14 protein-coding genes and 3 pseudogenes are annotated in these 14,075 nt (G+C 69.8%); 11 read left to right on the top strand and 6 right to left on the bottom strand.

All coding sequences use genetic code 11. The features are described 5' to 3' along the window. Positions 1 to 2 precede the first annotated feature (2 nt). On the top strand, positions 3 to 1,238 hold the full coding sequence (gene hemW / locus JOD67_RS29265) for a radical SAM family heme chaperone HemW (RefSeq protein ID WP_205120921.1): 1,236 nt from the start codon (positions 3 to 5) through the stop codon (positions 1,236 to 1,238). Between the two features lie 4 nt (positions 1,239 to 1,242). Here the strand turns inward: hemW and JOD67_RS29260 are convergent, their stop codons facing one another. After that, positions 1,243 to 1,683, bottom strand: a complete 441-nt coding sequence (locus tag JOD67_RS29260) for a DUF4870 domain-containing protein (RefSeq protein WP_205120920.1) — start codon at positions 1,681 to 1,683, stop codon at positions 1,243 to 1,245. 149 nt (positions 1,684 to 1,832) lie between these two features. Between JOD67_RS29260 and JOD67_RS29255 the strand changes: the two genes are divergently transcribed. After that, a complete protein-coding gene (locus tag JOD67_RS29255) occupies positions 1,833 to 2,885 on the top strand; it encodes an aldo/keto reductase (RefSeq protein ID WP_205120919.1) in 1,053 nt (350 codons plus the stop codon). 3 nt (positions 2,886 to 2,888) lie between these two features. Here the strand turns inward: JOD67_RS29255 and JOD67_RS41415 are convergent, their stop codons facing one another. From JOD67_RS41415 to JOD67_RS29240, 3 genes are read right to left on the bottom strand one after another with little or no spacing between them, the layout of a single operon-like run. Further along, entirely contained in the window at positions 2,889 to 3,443 is a 555-nt protein-coding gene (locus JOD67_RS41415) for a DUF4870 domain-containing protein (protein WP_275577184.1), read from the bottom strand. 37 nt (positions 3,444 to 3,480) lie between these two features. Beyond that, a complete protein-coding gene (locus tag JOD67_RS29245) occupies positions 3,481 to 4,320 on the bottom strand; it encodes a DUF3097 domain-containing protein (protein WP_205120918.1) in 840 nt (279 codons plus the stop codon). 19 nt (positions 4,321 to 4,339) lie between these two features. Further along, a complete protein-coding gene (locus tag JOD67_RS29240; protein ID WP_205120917.1) occupies positions 4,340 to 5,110 on the bottom strand; it encodes an MBL fold metallo-hydrolase in 771 nt (256 codons plus the stop codon). 277 nt (positions 5,111 to 5,387) lie between these two features. Here JOD67_RS29240 and hrcA point away from each other — a divergent pair, with 277 nt between their 5' ends. From hrcA to JOD67_RS29210, 8 genes and pseudogenes are all read left to right on the top strand, one after another. Then, on the top strand, positions 5,388 to 6,404 hold the full coding sequence (gene hrcA, locus JOD67_RS29235; RefSeq protein ID WP_205120916.1) for a heat-inducible transcriptional repressor HrcA: 1,017 nt from the start codon (positions 5,388 to 5,390) through the stop codon (positions 6,402 to 6,404). Positions 6,405 to 6,430: 26 nt separating this feature from the next. Beyond that, on the top strand, positions 6,431 to 7,564 hold the full coding sequence (dnaJ, locus tag JOD67_RS29230; protein WP_205120915.1) for a molecular chaperone DnaJ: 1,134 nt from the start codon (positions 6,431 to 6,433) through the stop codon (positions 7,562 to 7,564). Between the two features lie 61 nt (positions 7,565 to 7,625). After that, a complete protein-coding gene (locus tag JOD67_RS29225) occupies positions 7,626 to 7,979 on the top strand; it encodes a histidine triad nucleotide-binding protein (protein WP_205120914.1) in 354 nt (117 codons plus the stop codon). A 96-nt stretch (positions 7,980 to 8,075) separates the two neighbouring features. Continuing rightward, positions 8,076 to 8,759, top strand: a pseudogene (locus tag JOD67_RS40525) (PhoH family protein); the annotation flags it as partial. Then, positions 8,748 to 9,560: pseudogene (locus JOD67_RS42140) on the top strand (LAGLIDADG family homing endonuclease); the annotation flags it as partial. The pseudogenes JOD67_RS40525 and JOD67_RS42140, both read left to right, overlap by 12 nt. Positions 9,561 to 9,836: 276 nt before the next feature. Then, positions 9,837 to 10,181: pseudogene (locus JOD67_RS40515) on the top strand (PhoH family protein); the annotation flags it as partial. 42 nt (positions 10,182 to 10,223) lie between these two features. After that, entirely contained in the window at positions 10,224 to 10,691 is a 468-nt protein-coding gene (gene ybeY, locus JOD67_RS29215) for an rRNA maturation RNase YbeY (protein ID WP_205120913.1), read from the top strand. Continuing rightward, the gene (locus JOD67_RS29210) at positions 10,688 to 12,004 is read left to right on the top strand and encodes a hemolysin family protein (RefSeq protein WP_205120912.1); all 1,317 of its coding nucleotides are present in this window, start codon (positions 10,688 to 10,690) and stop codon (positions 12,002 to 12,004) included. The genes ybeY and JOD67_RS29210 overlap by 4 nt, the downstream gene beginning before the upstream one ends. Positions 12,005 to 12,095: 91 nt before the next feature. Here JOD67_RS29210 and JOD67_RS29205 read toward each other — a convergent pair whose 3' ends face one another. Together JOD67_RS29205 and JOD67_RS29200 are read right to left on the bottom strand one after the other, a co-directional pair. Beyond that, positions 12,096 to 12,470 (bottom strand): VOC family protein, encoded by a 375-nt coding sequence (locus JOD67_RS29205; protein ID WP_205120911.1) that lies wholly within the window; start codon positions 12,468 to 12,470, stop codon positions 12,096 to 12,098. A gap of 16 nt (positions 12,471 to 12,486) precedes the next feature. Continuing rightward, positions 12,487 to 13,257: an SDR family NAD(P)-dependent oxidoreductase gene (locus tag JOD67_RS29200; RefSeq protein WP_205120910.1), complete on the bottom strand. Its 771-nt coding sequence runs from the start codon at positions 13,255 to 13,257 to the stop codon at positions 12,487 to 12,489. Positions 13,258 to 13,328: 71 nt separating this feature from the next. On the opposite strand from JOD67_RS29200, the gene JOD67_RS29195 reads away from it, so the two are divergent. Continuing rightward, positions 13,329 to 14,069, top strand: a complete 741-nt coding sequence (locus tag JOD67_RS29195) for a class I SAM-dependent methyltransferase (protein ID WP_205120909.1) — start codon at positions 13,329 to 13,331, stop codon at positions 14,067 to 14,069. The last annotated feature ends 6 nt before the right edge of the window (positions 14,070 to 14,075 follow it).

The following is a 14,075-nucleotide window of genomic DNA, read 5'->3' as shown; positions in this document are numbered from 1 at the left end:
CCGTGCCGTCCACGCTGCCCGAGGGTGAGCCAGCGCCCCGCGATGGGGCGCTGCCGCCGGCTGCCCTCGCCGAGGTGGGCGGCGGCCGGGCGTTCGGGCTGTACGTGCACGTGCCGTTCTGTGTGACCCGGTGCGGCTACTGCGACTTCAACACCTACACGGCATCGGAGCTCGGGTCGGCTCCCGGTGCCTCGTGGTCGACGTACGCCGACGGGGTGCTGGCCGAGCTGCGGCTCGCCCGGCGCGTGCTCGGCGACCGGGAGCTGCCGATCCAGACCGTGTTCGTCGGCGGCGGTACGCCGACGTTGCTGCCACCGGAGGATCTCGGCCGGATCCTCGAGGCCGCCGACGCGGAGTTCGGGCTCGCGCCCGGCGCGGAGGTCACCACCGAGGCGAACCCGGAGTCGGTCGACCCCGCGTACCTCGATCGCCTTCGGGAGCAGGGCTTCACCCGCGTCTCGTTCGGCATGCAGAGCGCCCGGCAGCATGTGCTCGCCGTCCTCGACCGGCAGCACACTCCGGGCAGGCCGGAGGAGTGCGTGGCCGAGGCGCGGGCGGCGGGCTTCGAGCACGTCAACCTCGACCTGATCTACGGCACGCCAGGGGAGTCCGACGAGGATTGGCAAGCCAGCCTTGACGCCGTCGCCGCGGCAGGCCCGGACCACGTGTCGGCGTACGCGCTCATCGTCGAGGACGGTACGCGGCTCGCGGCCAGGATCAAGCGCGGCGAGCTCCCGATGCCGGACGACGACGTCCTCGCCGACCGGTACGTGCAGGCAGACTCGACGCTCGCCGCTGCGGGGTACGGGTGGTACGAAGTCTCCAACTGGGCAACGGATTCCGCCGCTCGCTGCCGGCACAACGAGCTCTACTGGACCGGCGCCGACTGGTGGGGCATCGGGCCTGGAGCGCACAGCCACGTCGGCGGCGTGCGCTGGTGGAACGTCAAGCACCCGGCCGCGTACGCCGAACGGCTGGCCGCCGGTGCGAGTCCCGCACACGCCCGCGAGCTGCTGGACGACGAGACCCGCCGGGTCGAACGGGTACTGCTCGAGCTGAGGCTGAGCACCGGGCTGGCCCTCGAGATCCTCGACCAGCAAGGCAAAACCGCCGCTGCGCAAGCGGCGGTTGACGGCCTGCTGGAAGCGGACGCGCTGGCCGCCGGCCGCGCAGTGCTGACACTCCGCGGCCGGCTCCTCGCCGACGCCGTGGTCCGCCGCTTGCTCGACTGGGACTGAGGACCTAGCTGACCAGGCGCAGGGCGAACGGGTACTTGTACGGCTCGCCCTTGCTGGCGGCCATCGTGCCCATGATGGCGAAGATCAACGAGACGACCCAGACCACGAAGACCAGGAAGAACCCGATCAGCACGAACGCCAAGATCCAGGAGACGACGTAGCCGATCAGGACCGTGATCTGGAAGTTGAGCGACTCGGTCGCGTGCGCGCGGACGGTCTGGGACTCGTTTCCCTTGACCAGCAGGACGATCAGGGGCGCGAGGAAACCCAGGATGATCGAGCCGATGTGGGCGAGCAGCGACCAGGTGCGCTCGTCCTGAACGGTCATCGGCACGGAGGGCGGCACCTGCCCGCCGTACCCCGGCGGAGGCGGGGGAGGCGGTGGCGTCGTGGGCTGCTGCTCGGGCGTCGGACCCGAGAACGGAGTGCCTGGCGTTTCGGTCATGCGAAGAAGGTAGGACTGAAATCGGACGTACCACCGGGCTCGACACCGCCGCGGCGCCAACGGACGACATAGCCGACCCGCCCGGTTGCCCGATCGGGCAACCCCGACAACTTGACCTGGAGAGAACTCCAGCTCCTACCGTACGAACCATGCGCTATCGACCACTTGGCGGAACGGGCATCGAGGTCTCCGTGCACTGCCTCGGTGCCATGATGTTCGGCGCCATCGGCAACCCCGACCACGACGACTCCCTCCGCATCGTCCACGCGGCACTCGACCGCGGCATCAACTTCGTCGACACCGCGGACATGTACTCCGCGGGCGAGTCCGAGCAGATCGTCGGCAAGGCGCTCCAGGGCCGCCGCGACGACGTCGTCCTCGCCACCAAGGTGTTCTTCCCGTTCACCGAGGGCCGCAACAGGAGCGGCAGCTCGCGACGCTGGATCGTCAAGGAGGTCGAGGACAGCCTGCGACGACTGCAGACGGACTGGATCGACCTCTACCAAGTACATCGCCCGGACTACAACACCGACATCGAGGAAACCCTGTCGGCGTTGAGCGATCTGGTGCATCAGGGCAAGATCCGCGCGTTCGGCTGCTCGACGTTTCCGGCCGCCGAGATCGTCGAGGCGCACAAGGTCTCCGAGCAGCGCGGTCTGCTGCGGCTGCGCACCGAGCAGCCTCCGTACAACCTGCTCGCCCGCGGCATCGAGAGCTCGCTGCTGCCGACCTGCCAGCGGTACGGGATGGGCGTGCTGACGTGGAGCCCGCTCGCGTGGGGCTTCCTGTCCGGCAAGTTCCGCCGCGGCCAGGACGTCGACTTCACCTCGGGACGGGCGTCGCTGGCGCCGGATCGGTTCGACCCGGAGAACCCGGCGAACGCGGGCAAGTACGAAGCGATCGAGAAGCTCGCCAAGCTCGCGGACGAGCTGGGCCGCCCGCTGCCCGAGCTCGCGGTGGCGTTCACGCTCGTCCACCCGGGCGTCACGTCGGTGATCCTCGGACCGCGCACGATGGAGCAGCTCGACTCGCTGGCGAAGAGCGAGGACCTGCTGCTGGACGACGACGTGCTCGACCGGATCGACGAGATCGTGCCGCCGGGGGTCAACGTGTACGACCCGAACGCGGCGTTCCCGCTGCCGACCCTCACCGAGCTGCCACGGCGGCGGCGTCCCCTGACCGAGCGGGCCGCCGCCGGCTGAGGACTACTTCACCAGGCGGAGGGAGATCGGATACCGGTAGACCTCGCCCTTGCTCGCGGCCATCGTGCCGAGGATGACGAACACGATGTAGGCGATGGCGAGCGCGATCAGCATGAAGATCCCGATCACCAGGAACACCAGGACGAACGAGATCACGGCGGCGATCGCGACGGTGATCTGGAAGTTGAGCGACTCGACCGCGTTCGCGCGGACGAACTGCGACTCGTTGCCCTTGACCAGCAGCACGACCAGCGGGCAGAGCAGGCCGAGGGCGACGTACGCGGCGGCGAAGCTGCCGACGTGGGACACGATCGCCCACGTGCGCTCCTGGTCTGGCGTCATCGGCGTGGTGGCGCCGGTCGTGCCCGAGGGCCAGGCGGTCGGCGGCGGGGGAGGCGGCGCGCCACCGTACGGCGGCGCGGGCGGCGGCTCGCTGTAAGGCGGCGGGTCGTTCACCGGAGACGGTGTCGTGTCGCCCGCCGGGGGCGGCGGAGGCGGTGTGTCCGGCGGCGGGTCGCCGGCCGAACCGGGTGGCTGCTCGGAAGGAGGCTGCGTCATAGCAGAACGGTAGTGCTTCCGGGCCCCGCTCAGGCGGTCATTGATCGTCGGGCGTGGCGGTGACGAAGTCGATCAGCTCCTCGACCCGGCCGAGCAGGGCCGGGTCGAGGTCGCGGTAGTCGCGGACGGCGCCGAGGATCCGCTTCCACGCCTGGGCGACGTCGGCCTGGTCGGCGTGCGGCCAGCCGAACGCCGCGCAGATCCCATGCTTCCACGACGTACCGCGCGGGATCGTCGGCCATTCCTTCAGCCCCAGGCGTTCCGGCCGGACGGCCTGCCAGATGTCGATGTACGGGTGGCCGACGACGAGCACGTGCGGGTTCTTGACCGCCGCGGCGATCCGGCTCTCCTTCGAACCCTCGACGAGGTGGTCGACGAGCACACCGAGCTTGCGGTTCGGGCCGGGCGAGAACTCGCGCGCGATGGCGGCGAGGTCGTCGACGCCTTCGAGGTACTCGACCGCGACGCCCTCGATGCGCAGGTCGTCGCCCCAGACCTTCTCCACCAGCTCGGCGTCGTGGCGGCCCTCGACGTAGATGCGGCTCGCGCGGGCGACCCGTGCCTTGGCGCCGTGCACTGCGACAGAGCCGGAGGCGGTCCTTGCTGGCTTGGTGGGGCCCTGCTGGGTGGGCTTGCGGGCCGCGACCGGCTTGCCGTCGAGCCAGAAGCCCGGTCCGTACGGGAACGTGCGTCGCTTGCCGTGGCGGTCCTCGAGCACGAACAGGTCCCGTTCGATCTTCACCACGGCGCCGACGAACCCGTCGGTCGCGTCCTCGAGCACGAGGTCGAGCTCGACCTCCACATCGGTGGTGCGGCCGAGCTTGGGCTTGCGCCAGTCGGTGGCGAGCACGTCGGAGCCGTACGGGTCGTGGGCCATGCTCTCGACGGTAATTGAGCTAGGCGGGGAGCAGCGGGAGGCGCGGCGGGGTGGGTCCGCCGAGGTGTTCGTAGCCGCGCCGGATCGCCTCGACGAGCGTCTCGCGCGGGAACGGCCAGTCGGTCGCGGCGAGCGCGTCGGCGGGCTGTACGCCGGTGGAGACCAGGTGCTGGATCGCGTCGGCGACCGCGCTCACCTCGGCGACCAGGTCGGTGACGAAGTCGCGGTCCGTGGGGCTTCCGTGCCCAGGGACGGCGACCGTGGTCTCGGTGAGCAGGCCGAGGACGACGTCGAGCGCCTTCGGCCAGTCCATCGGGAAGCTGTCGGCACCGTACGCCGGCGGGCCGTTCTGGATCACGACGTCACCGGTGAACAGCACGTTCGCGTCCGGCACCCGCACCACCACGTCGCCCTCGGTGTGTCCGCGGCCGGGGTGGGCGAGCTCGACCAGCCGGTCGCCGAGGTCGACGTACGCGACCGAGGCGAACGACCTCGTGCCTTCACGTTCCGCCAGGGTCTCGTGCTGCCATCGCTCGACGTCGGGAAACGCCGCGTTTCCGCCGATATGGCCGATATGCCCGTGGGTGTTCACGACCCAGCGGACCTCGCCTTCGACCGGGAGATCATGGGCCAGCTCGGCGCCCTGCTCGGGCGAGCCGAGCGTGTCGACGACCAGCAGCCCGCCGGCGCCGGCCACGACGCCCACGGTCGTGTCGAACGGACCGTACGTCCGCGCCCAGCACCGCTCGCCGACCTCGACCCAGCCCCGCTGCCCACCCGCGCTCGTCATGGCGCCAGCATCCCGAATCCCTTGAGCGCTCCCCAGTCCGGGGCCACCTTCTCCACAGCTCGCGCCACTTCACCCACCGAATCGGGGTTCGGCGGCCGCTTGCCACGTTGGAAAACCCCAGCCGGTTGGGTGAAGTGGCGCTTGGGTCGGGACACATCACCGCGGCGGGCGGCGAAGGTGGGCGGGCTGTGGAAGCGTGGGCCGTCCTAAGGCGCGCGAGCCCGTAGACTGGCACTCGTACTTATCGAGTGCCAAGCTGCCCCGGGGAGGTGAGTCGATGTTGGACGAACGCAAGCTCTCGGTGTTGCGCGCCATCGTCGAGGACTACGTCCACACCCAGGAGCCGGTGGGTTCGAAGGCACTCGTCGACCGGCACAACCTCGGCGTCTCGCCGGCCACCGTGCGCAACGATATGGCGGCGCTGGAGGAGGACGGCTACATCGCCCAGCCGCACACGAGCGCGGGGCGGATCCCGACTGACAAGGGCTACCGGCTGTTCGTCGACCGGCTGACCACGGTCAAGCCGATGAGCGGCGCGGAGAAGCGGGCGATCTCGATGTTCCTCGAGGGCGCTGTGGACCTCGACGATGTCGTGCACCGGACCGTACGCCTGCTCGCCCAGCTCACCCGCCAGGTCGCGGTCGTGCAGTACCCCATCCTGACCCGCAGCAGCGTCCGGCACGTCGAGCTCGTCACGCTTTCACCGAGCCGGCTGCTGCTCGTGCTCATCACCAGCACCGGCCGAGTCGAGCAGCGCGTGGTCGACCTCCCGGTCGACGTCTCCGAACAGCTGCTCGGAGACCTGCGGGCGCGGCTCAACGCGGCCGTCGTGGGGCGCCGGCTCGTCGAGGTCCAGCCGAACGTCGCCGACCTGCCCGAGCAGTTCGCCCACGAGGATCGCGCGATCGTCACGCCGGTGGTCACGACGTTCCTCGAGACCGTGGTGGAGCGACCGGACGAGCGGATCGCGGTCGGCGGTACGGCCAACCTCACGTTGTTCGGCACCGAGTTCGACCACTCGATCCGCGACGTCCTCGAGGCGCTGGAGGAGCAGGTCGTGCTGCTGCGCCTGCTGGGTGAGGCGAGCGGGTCGTCGTTGACCGTTCGGATCGGCCACGAGAACCAGTACGCGGAGCTGGCGGCGGCCACCCTTGTCACGACCGGATATGGTCCAGGGAGCGAAGCGGTCGGCACACTTGGAGTTGTAGGGCCGACCCGCATGGACTACCCCGGCACCATGGGCGCCGTCCGGGCAGTTGCACGCTATGTCAGCCAGATCCTCGCAGGGGAATGAAGTCTGTGCATGAGGCTACCCAGAGCATGAGCCAGGACTATTACGAGCTCCTCGGCGTGCGCCGAGACGCGAACGCCGAGGACATCAAGAAGGCGTACCGCAAGCTCGCGCGCACCCTGCACCCGGACGTCAACCCGGATCCGGAGACACACGAGCGGTTCAAGGAGATCACCCGGGCGTACGAGGTGCTGTCCGACCCGAAGAAGCGCGAGGTGTACGACCTCGGCGGCGACCCGCTCGGCGCTGCCGGGCCGGGCGGCGCGGGCTTCGGGCCTGGGTTCTCGTTCACCGACATCATGGACGCGTTCTTCGGCCAGGCGACGCAGCGTGGGCCCCGCCCGCGCCGGCGGCGCGGCCAGGACGCGTTGCTGCGGCTGACGATCGACCTCGCGGAGGCCGTCTTCGGCGCCGTTCGCGAGATCCAGGTCGACACCGCGGTGGTCTGCGGCTCGTGTGGTGGCGAGGGCGCGGCGCCGGGGACCCGGCCGACGACCTGCCCGGCCTGCGAGGGACGCGGCGAGGTCAACTCGGTACAGCGTTCGTTCCTCGGCAACGTGATGACGTCGCGTCCGTGCTCGCGCTGCCAGGGTTTCGGCACCGTGATCCCCAACCCGTGCCCGGAGTGCGCCGGCGAGGGTCGGGTGCAGACGCGGAAGACGCTGTCGATCCGGATCCCCGCGGGCGTCGACGACGGAACGCGCATCCAGCTGGCCGGCCAGGGCGAGGTCGGCCCCGGCGGCGGTCCGGCGGGCGACCTCTACATCGAGGTCGAGGTCGCGCCGCACGAAGTGTGGAACAGGCGCGGCAACGACCTGCACTGCTCGGTGACGCTGCCGATGACGGCGGCGGCGCTGGGTACGACGATCTCGCTGGACACGCTCGAGGGCGAGGCGCACGAGCTGGACATCAAGCCGGGCACGCAGTCCGGCGAGCGGGTGGTCGTCGCCGGGCGCGGCGTGCCGCACCTGTCGAGTACGGGCCGCGGCGACCTGGTCGTGCACGTGGTGGTGGAGACGCCGTCGAAGCTGGACGCGGCGCAGCGCGAGCTGCTCTCCGAGCTGGCCCGGCTCCGTGGCGAGGAGAAGGCGCGCGGCCAGTTCGCGTCGCCGCGTCGGGGCGTGTTCTCCCGGATCCGCGAGGCATGGACCGACCGCGCCTGAGGTCGTTCGATCGCAAGCGGTAACGTCTGCTCAGCATCGAAGGGCGCGAGGAGGCGTACGCATGGCTGGTCCCGGGGACTGTGTTTTCTGCCGCATCGTGGCAGGGGAGATCTCGGCGACTGTGGTGCGTGAGACCGACACCACGTTGGCGTTCCGCGACGTGAGCCCGCAGGCGCCGGTGCACGTACTCGTGATCCCGAAGGAGCACCTTGTCGACGTCGGTGCGGTCGCCGCGGCCGACTCCGAGCTGCTGCGCCAGATCATGGAGGAGTGCGTCGCGGTCGCGTACGAGGACGGCGTCGCGGACTCGGGCTACCGGATCGCGTTCAACACCGGCGACGAGGGCGGCCAGGTCGTTCCGCACTGCCACGCGCACGTTCTCGGCGGCCGCAAGCTGAACGGTGAGCTCGGTTAGCGAGTAAATCCATCCCTCCGTTTCTGCTGACGGCGGATACGATGAACGTCGTTCACTCCACCACGAAACCTCGGAGGTAGGCCGACAAGGCTGCCCATGGCGAAGAGCACGACACCCGGCGCCAAGATCACCGTCCCCTCGAGCATCCCGATGGTCAGCCTGCTCGGGCCGCGCGACGAGCTCCTCCGAGTGGTGGAAAAGGCGTTCGACGCGCAGATCCATGCGCGCGGGAACGAGATCACCGTCTCCGGCGAGAACGTCGAGGAGATCAAGCTGGTCGAGCAGCTGTTCGACGAGCTGATCGCCGTCGTCCGTTCCGGCCAGGGACTCACCGCGGACGCGGTCGAGCGGAGCATCGCGATGCTGCGTTCCCGCGACGGCGAGCGGCCTGCCGACGTCCTGACGCTGAACATCCTGTCCAACCGCGGGCGGACGATCCGGCCGAAGACGCTGGGTCAGAAGAAGTACGTCGACGCGATCGACAACCACACCGTGATCTTCTCGATCGGTCCGGCCGGTACGGGCAAGACGTACCTCGCGATGGCCAAGGCCGTCCAGGCGCTGCAGGCCAAGCAGGTCAACCGGATCATCCTCACCCGCCCGGCCGTCGAGGCGGGGGAGTCGCTCGGCTTCCTGCCCGGCACGCTGTCGGAGAAGATCGACCCCTACCTGCGGCCCCTGTACGACGCCCTGCACGACATGGTCGACCCCGACTCGATCCCCCGCCTGCTCACCGCCGGCACCATCGAAGTCGCCCCCCTGGCATACATGCGTGGCCGGGCGCAGCCGGTGTACACCAACGTCCTCACGCCGGACGGTTTCCGCCCGATCGGTGAGCTCGAGGTCGGCGACTACGTGGTCGGCTCGAACGGCGAACCGACGCCCGTCCTCGGCGTGTACCCGCAAGGCGAGAAGGACATCTTCCGCGTCGCCACCCAGGACGGTGCCTCCACCCTCGCCACCGGCGACCACCTCTGGGCCGTCCACACGCGCGACGACCGCCGGCGCGGCAAGCCGCATCGAGTGCTGACGACGAACGAGATGGTCGGTGATCTTCGCGCCGCTCACTATCACCGCTACGAGCTTCCTCTCCTCAGCCAGCCGGTGTTCTTCCCAGCTCAGGACGTCCCCATGGACGCCTACGCGCTCGGCCTCCTTCTGGGCGACGGGTGCCTCACCGGATCGACGACCCCGAGCTTCGCCACCAACGACCCCGAGCTCGTGGCCTCACTCGGTGAGCTCCTCCCAGGTATCGAGGTCCGCCACAGGAGCGGTCCGGACTACGTCCTGAACCGGGTCGCCGAGCCGGGCCAGGTCATCACGATCGCCAACCCGGTCACGGCGATCATGCGTGAGCTCGGCCTCGATGGGTCCCGGTCGGAGACGAAGTTCGTTCCGGATGGCTACCTGTACAACACCTCCGAGGTCCGTCTCGGTGTCCTCCAGGGGTTGCTCGACTCTGATGGTGGACCGGTCGTTCAGACGGACCGCACGTGCCGCATCCAGTACACGACGACGTCGCCTCGTCTCCGCGACGACGTGTTGTTCCTGGTTCGTTCGCTGGGCGGGGTCGCGTACTCGCGGACTCGGGCGGCGGCCGGGCGGACGCCTGGGCGAGCACGCGGCCGTGAGATCGGCTACAACCACGACGCGTTCGTGCTCGACGTCCGGCTCCCGGCCGGGGTCGAACCGTTCCGGTTGCGCCGCAAGCTGGAGAAGTACAACGCTAGCGGTGGTGGTCGACCCATGCGCTTCGTGCACAGCATCGAGCCGGCGGGGAAGGCGGAGGCCGTGTGCATCCAGGTCGCCGCGGCCGACTCGCTCTACGTGACGGAGGACTTCCTGCTGACCCACAACACGCTGAATGACGCGTTCATCATCCTCGACGAGGCGCAGAACACCTCGCCGCAGCAGATGAAGATGTTCCTGACGCGGCTGGGGTTCGGGTCGAAGATGGTCGTCACTGGTGACGTGACGCAGATCGACCTGCCCGACGGCACGTCGTCCGGACTCAAGGTGGTGCAGGGGATTCTCGGCGAGATCGAGGACGTGCACTTCACCCAGCTGCACGCGCAGGACGTCGTTCGGCACAAGCTCGTCGGGAAGATCGTCGCCGCGTACGACCACTACGAGGCGGAGCGGGCCAACACGGCGAACGGTGCCGGGGCCAACCGGCCGACGCGCCCGCCGCAGCGCTCCTGAGCACGCGGTACGAGAACGCGTGCACTAGCCTTTCGCACACCCATGAGCATCGATATAGCCAACGAGTCCGGCGTCGAGGTCGACGAACGGGAACTGTCGAGGCTCGCGCGGTTCGTCCTCGACCACATGAGGCTGCACCCGCAGGCCGAGCTGTCCGTCCTCCTCGTCGACGAGCCCACGATGGCCGAGCACCATCTGCGCTGGATGGACGAGCCCGGCCCCACCGACGTTCTCGCGTTCCCGATGGACGAGCTGCGCCCCGGACGCGAGGGCGAGGAGCCGCCGCAAGGCCTGCTCGGTGACGTCGTTCTCTGCCCGGTCGTCGCCGAACGGCAGGCCAAGGAGGCCGGGCACTCCACCGAGGACGAGCTGCACCTGTTGACCGTGCACGGGATCCTGCACCTGCTCGGCTACGACCACGGCGACCCCGAAGAGCATCAGGAGATGTTCGGGGTGCAGGCGCGCCTGCTGGCGGCGTGGCAGCCGCTGCGGGAGGGGGGATCGCGGTGACCTCGGGGGATGTTCCCCTCCTGATCCTGGCCGCGGTTCTCGTGGTGATCGCCGGGATCCTGGCCGCCGCAGAGGCCGCGCTGTCGTCGTTCTCCAAGTCGCGCGCGGACGGCCTGGTCGCCCGCGGTCGGCGCGGCGCCGCCCGGTTGCGGCGGCTGGTCGATGACCGTGCGCCGTACCTCAACACCGCGCTGCTGTTGCGCCTCGCGTGCGAGCTGACCGCGGCGGTGCTCGTGGCGGAGGTGGTGTTCGGGGCGTTCTCCGCGACGTGGGCAGACGTGCTCGTGACCGCGGGGATCATGGTCGTGGTGTCGTACGTCGTGGTCGGCGTCGCGCCGCGCACGCTGGGCCGCCAGCACCCCAACACCGTTGCCCTGCTGACCGCCGGCATGCTGCTCGCGCTGACCCGCGTGCTCGGACCGCTGCCGAAGCTTCTGATCCTCGTCGGCAACGCGTTGACGCCCGGCAAGGGCTTCCGCGAAGGCCCGTTCGCGACCGAGGCCGAGTTGCGCGAGCTGGTCGACATCGCCGAGGCGTCGTCGGTGATCGAGTCCGGCGAACGGCAGATGATCCACTCGGTCTTCGAGCTCGGCGACACGATCGTGCGCGAGGTGATGGTGCCGCGTACGGACATCGTGGTGATCGAGCGGCACAAGAAGCTGCGCCAGCTGATGTCCCTGGCGCTGCGGTCGGGCTTCTCGCGCATCCCGGTGACGGGGGAGGGACTCGACGACATCGTCGGCATCGCGTACCTCAAGGACGTGACGCGACGGGTCTACGACAACCGCCAGGCCGAGATGACCGAACGCGTCGAGCAGGTCATGCGCCCGCCGGCGTTCGTGCCGGACTCCAAGCCGGTCGACGAGCTGCTGCGCGAGATGCAGCAGCAGCGGACGCACCTAGCGATCGTGCTGGACGAGTACGGCGGCACGGCCGGGCTGGTGACGATCGAGGACATCCTCGAGGAGATCGTCGGCGAGATCACCGACGAGTACGACGCGATCGAGCAGGCCGTCGAACGGCTCGGCCCAGACGTCGTACGGGTGAGCTCGCGGCTGCCGATCCACGAGCTCGGCGAGCTGTTCGACCTGGAGTTGGACGACGAGGACGTCGACTCGGTCGGCGGCCTGATGGCCAAGCACCTGGACCGCGTGCCGATACCGGGCGCGGAGGTGACGGTGGAGGGCCTGCACCTGCTGGCCGAAGGCCCGGTGGGGCGCCGCAACCGCATCCCGACCGTGCTCGTGACCCGCGCCGAGCCGCCCAAGGAGGACGGCGACGACACCGCCTCCTCGAACGGCAACGGCGGCTAGCTTTACCTGGCCTGTGGGTGCCTTACGCGGGGTGCACTCCACGTAGAGCGGCAAATGATCATGTAAACATGATCATTTGCCGTCGCAGGCGCTAGGTCGTTCGCTCGGCCATCAGCACCAGGTGGTTGCCGTCCGGGTCCTGGAAGCCGGTCATCCACAGCTCGTTCACGCCGTCGCGATGCACCACGTGCGGTCCGCCGTCGCCGAACGAGACGCCGAGGCCGACCAGCCGCTCGTGCTCAGCCTCGATGTCCTCGACGCGGAAGTACGCCACCACGCGGCTGGTGAACTCCGCCCGCTCCGGCCGCCCGAGGTAGAGCCGGACGTCGCCGCTCTGGAAGAACGCCATCGGTTGGCCCTCCACCTCGAACAGGAACGGGATCCGCAGCACGTCCCGGTAGAACGCGATCGCGCGCGGCAGGTCCGTCACGCTGATGTGGAGCTGGGCCAATGCGCCTAGGGCCATCCGCGACACCGCCTACTCAGGCTGTCAGTCCGCCGTCGACCATGAGTGTCGCACCGGTGATGTACGAGGACTCGTCACCTCCGAGAAACAGGATCGAGTACGCGATCTCGCGCGGATCGGCCTGCCGTCCCAACAGCGTGGGCGTCTGCGCGGCGAGGAACGCGCGGGCCTGCTCCGCTGACTCACCCGTCGCCTCGACCCGTCGCCGGACGTGGAACTCGGTGAGCGTCGGCCCCGGGCAGACCGCGTTCACCCGTACGTTGTCCGCCGCGTGGTCGTGCGCCATCGAACGGGTGAGCGCGAGCACTCCGGCCTTCGTCGCGTCGTACTGCGGCATCCCGCCGCGGCCGCGGATCGCATTCGCCGACGACACGTTCACGATGTTGCCGCCGCCGTTCTTCGCCATCTCCGGCACGGCGTACTTCGAGCAGTGCGCGAGCTGCAGCAGGTTGCCGCGCAGGATGCGATCCCAGCTGTCGCCGTCGGCTTCGGTGATCGGCCCGTACACGCGGACGCCGGCGACGTTCGCGAGCACGTCGAGCCGGCCGAACCGTTCGACGGTCGCCTCGACGACCCGTCGCGCCTCCGCCTCCTCGTCCAGGGCCGCGCCGAGGGCAAGGACCCGTTCGGTACCGATCCCGGCGGCTGCCTGCTCGGCAGCCGCTTGATCCACGTCGACGAGAGCGACCGACGCGCCTTCCTCCCAGAACAGCCGCGCGGTCGCCTCCCCGATGCCGCCCGCACCGCCGGTGACGAGTACGACCTTGCCTGCTACGCGTCCAGTCATGGCTTCTCTCTAGCGAACGCAGGCCGCAATCCGGTCGGCTTCGTCCTGTTCTGGTCGGTAGTCTCCGTCGGATGGACGGACCCGAGACCGGCGACGCGTTCGGCGCGTTGCTGCAGGCTGGGTTGCAGGATCGCGCCGCGACCGGGGTGATCGAACGCGACGACGGGCTGGTCACCCCGCATGCCGCGGCCGGCTACTTCACCGCGGTCGACGAGTGGCCTGCCCTCGAGCGAACGGCCTGCGAACGCGCTTCGGGTCGGGTGCTCGACCTCGGTTCCGGCGCGGGGCGGCACGCGCTCCACCTGCAGAAGCGCGGAGTGGACGTCGTCGCGCTCGACCCGTCGCCGGGCGCGTGCGCGGTGGCGCGTGCCCAAGGCGTGCGGGACGTGCGCGAGGCGGGCATCGAGGACGTGGCGAAGCTGGGCGAACGGTTCGACACGTTCCTCCTGCTGGGCAACAACCTCGGGCTGCTCGGCTCCCGCGAGGCAGCGCCGCGGTTGCTCGCCGGCCTCGCCGCGTCGGCCGCGCCGGGCGCGCGGATCCTCGGCGCCAACCTCGATCCGTCGGGCTCGCCGGACGCCGATCACGCCGCCTACCAGCAGTGCAACAAGGACGCCGGCCGGCTTGCCGGGCAGCTGCGGCTCCGTGTTCGGTACCGGCGTTTGGCCGACGCCTGGTTCGACTATCTGCTCTGTTCGCCGGCCGAGCTCGGCGAGCTCGTCGCGGAGTCGCCGTGGCAGCTGGCGCACGTTGAGGAGGACGGCGCGGGCTATCTCGCGGAGCTGCGGATGCGGGACCGCTCGACGACCTAGGCTCGA

Source organism: Tenggerimyces flavus (assembly GCF_016907715.1).
GTDB lineage: Bacteria > Actinomycetota > Actinomycetes > Propionibacteriales > Actinopolymorphaceae > Tenggerimyces > Tenggerimyces flavus.
The sequence above is the reverse complement of the archived record's forward strand: the minus strand, read 5'-3'. Positions and strand labels throughout refer to the sequence as shown.

Excerpts from the sequence above, each read along its gene's own strand:
- JOD67_RS29260 (WP_205120920.1), bottom strand. The coding sequence starts at position 1,683 with ATGACCGAAACGCCAGGCACTCCGTTCTCGGGTCCGACGCCCGAGCAG.
- JOD67_RS29255 (WP_205120919.1), top strand. The coding sequence starts at position 1,833 with ATGCGCTATCGACCACTTGGCGGAACGGGCATCGAGGTCTCCGTGCAC.
- JOD67_RS41415 (WP_275577184.1), bottom strand. The coding sequence starts at position 3,443 with ATGACGCAGCCTCCTTCCGAGCAGCCACCCGGTTCGGCCGGCGACCCG.
- JOD67_RS29245 (WP_205120918.1), bottom strand. The coding sequence starts at position 4,320 with ATGGCCCACGACCCGTACGGCTCCGACGTGCTCGCCACCGACTGGCGC.
- JOD67_RS29240 (WP_205120917.1), bottom strand. The coding sequence starts at position 5,110 with ATGACGAGCGCGGGTGGGCAGCGGGGCTGGGTCGAGGTCGGCGAGCGG.
- hrcA (WP_205120916.1), top strand. The coding sequence starts at position 5,388 with ATGTTGGACGAACGCAAGCTCTCGGTGTTGCGCGCCATCGTCGAGGAC.
- dnaJ (WP_205120915.1), top strand. The coding sequence starts at position 6,431 with ATGAGCCAGGACTATTACGAGCTCCTCGGCGTGCGCCGAGACGCGAAC.
- JOD67_RS29225 (WP_205120914.1), top strand. The coding sequence starts at position 7,626 with ATGGCTGGTCCCGGGGACTGTGTTTTCTGCCGCATCGTGGCAGGGGAG.
- ybeY (WP_205120913.1), top strand. The coding sequence starts at position 10,224 with ATGAGCATCGATATAGCCAACGAGTCCGGCGTCGAGGTCGACGAACGG.
- JOD67_RS29205 (WP_205120911.1), bottom strand. The coding sequence starts at position 12,470 with ATGGCCCTAGGCGCATTGGCCCAGCTCCACATCAGCGTGACGGACCTG.
- JOD67_RS29200 (WP_205120910.1), bottom strand. The coding sequence starts at position 13,257 with ATGACTGGACGCGTAGCAGGCAAGGTCGTACTCGTCACCGGCGGTGCG.
- JOD67_RS29195 (WP_205120909.1), top strand. The coding sequence starts at position 13,329 with ATGGACGGACCCGAGACCGGCGACGCGTTCGGCGCGTTGCTGCAGGCT.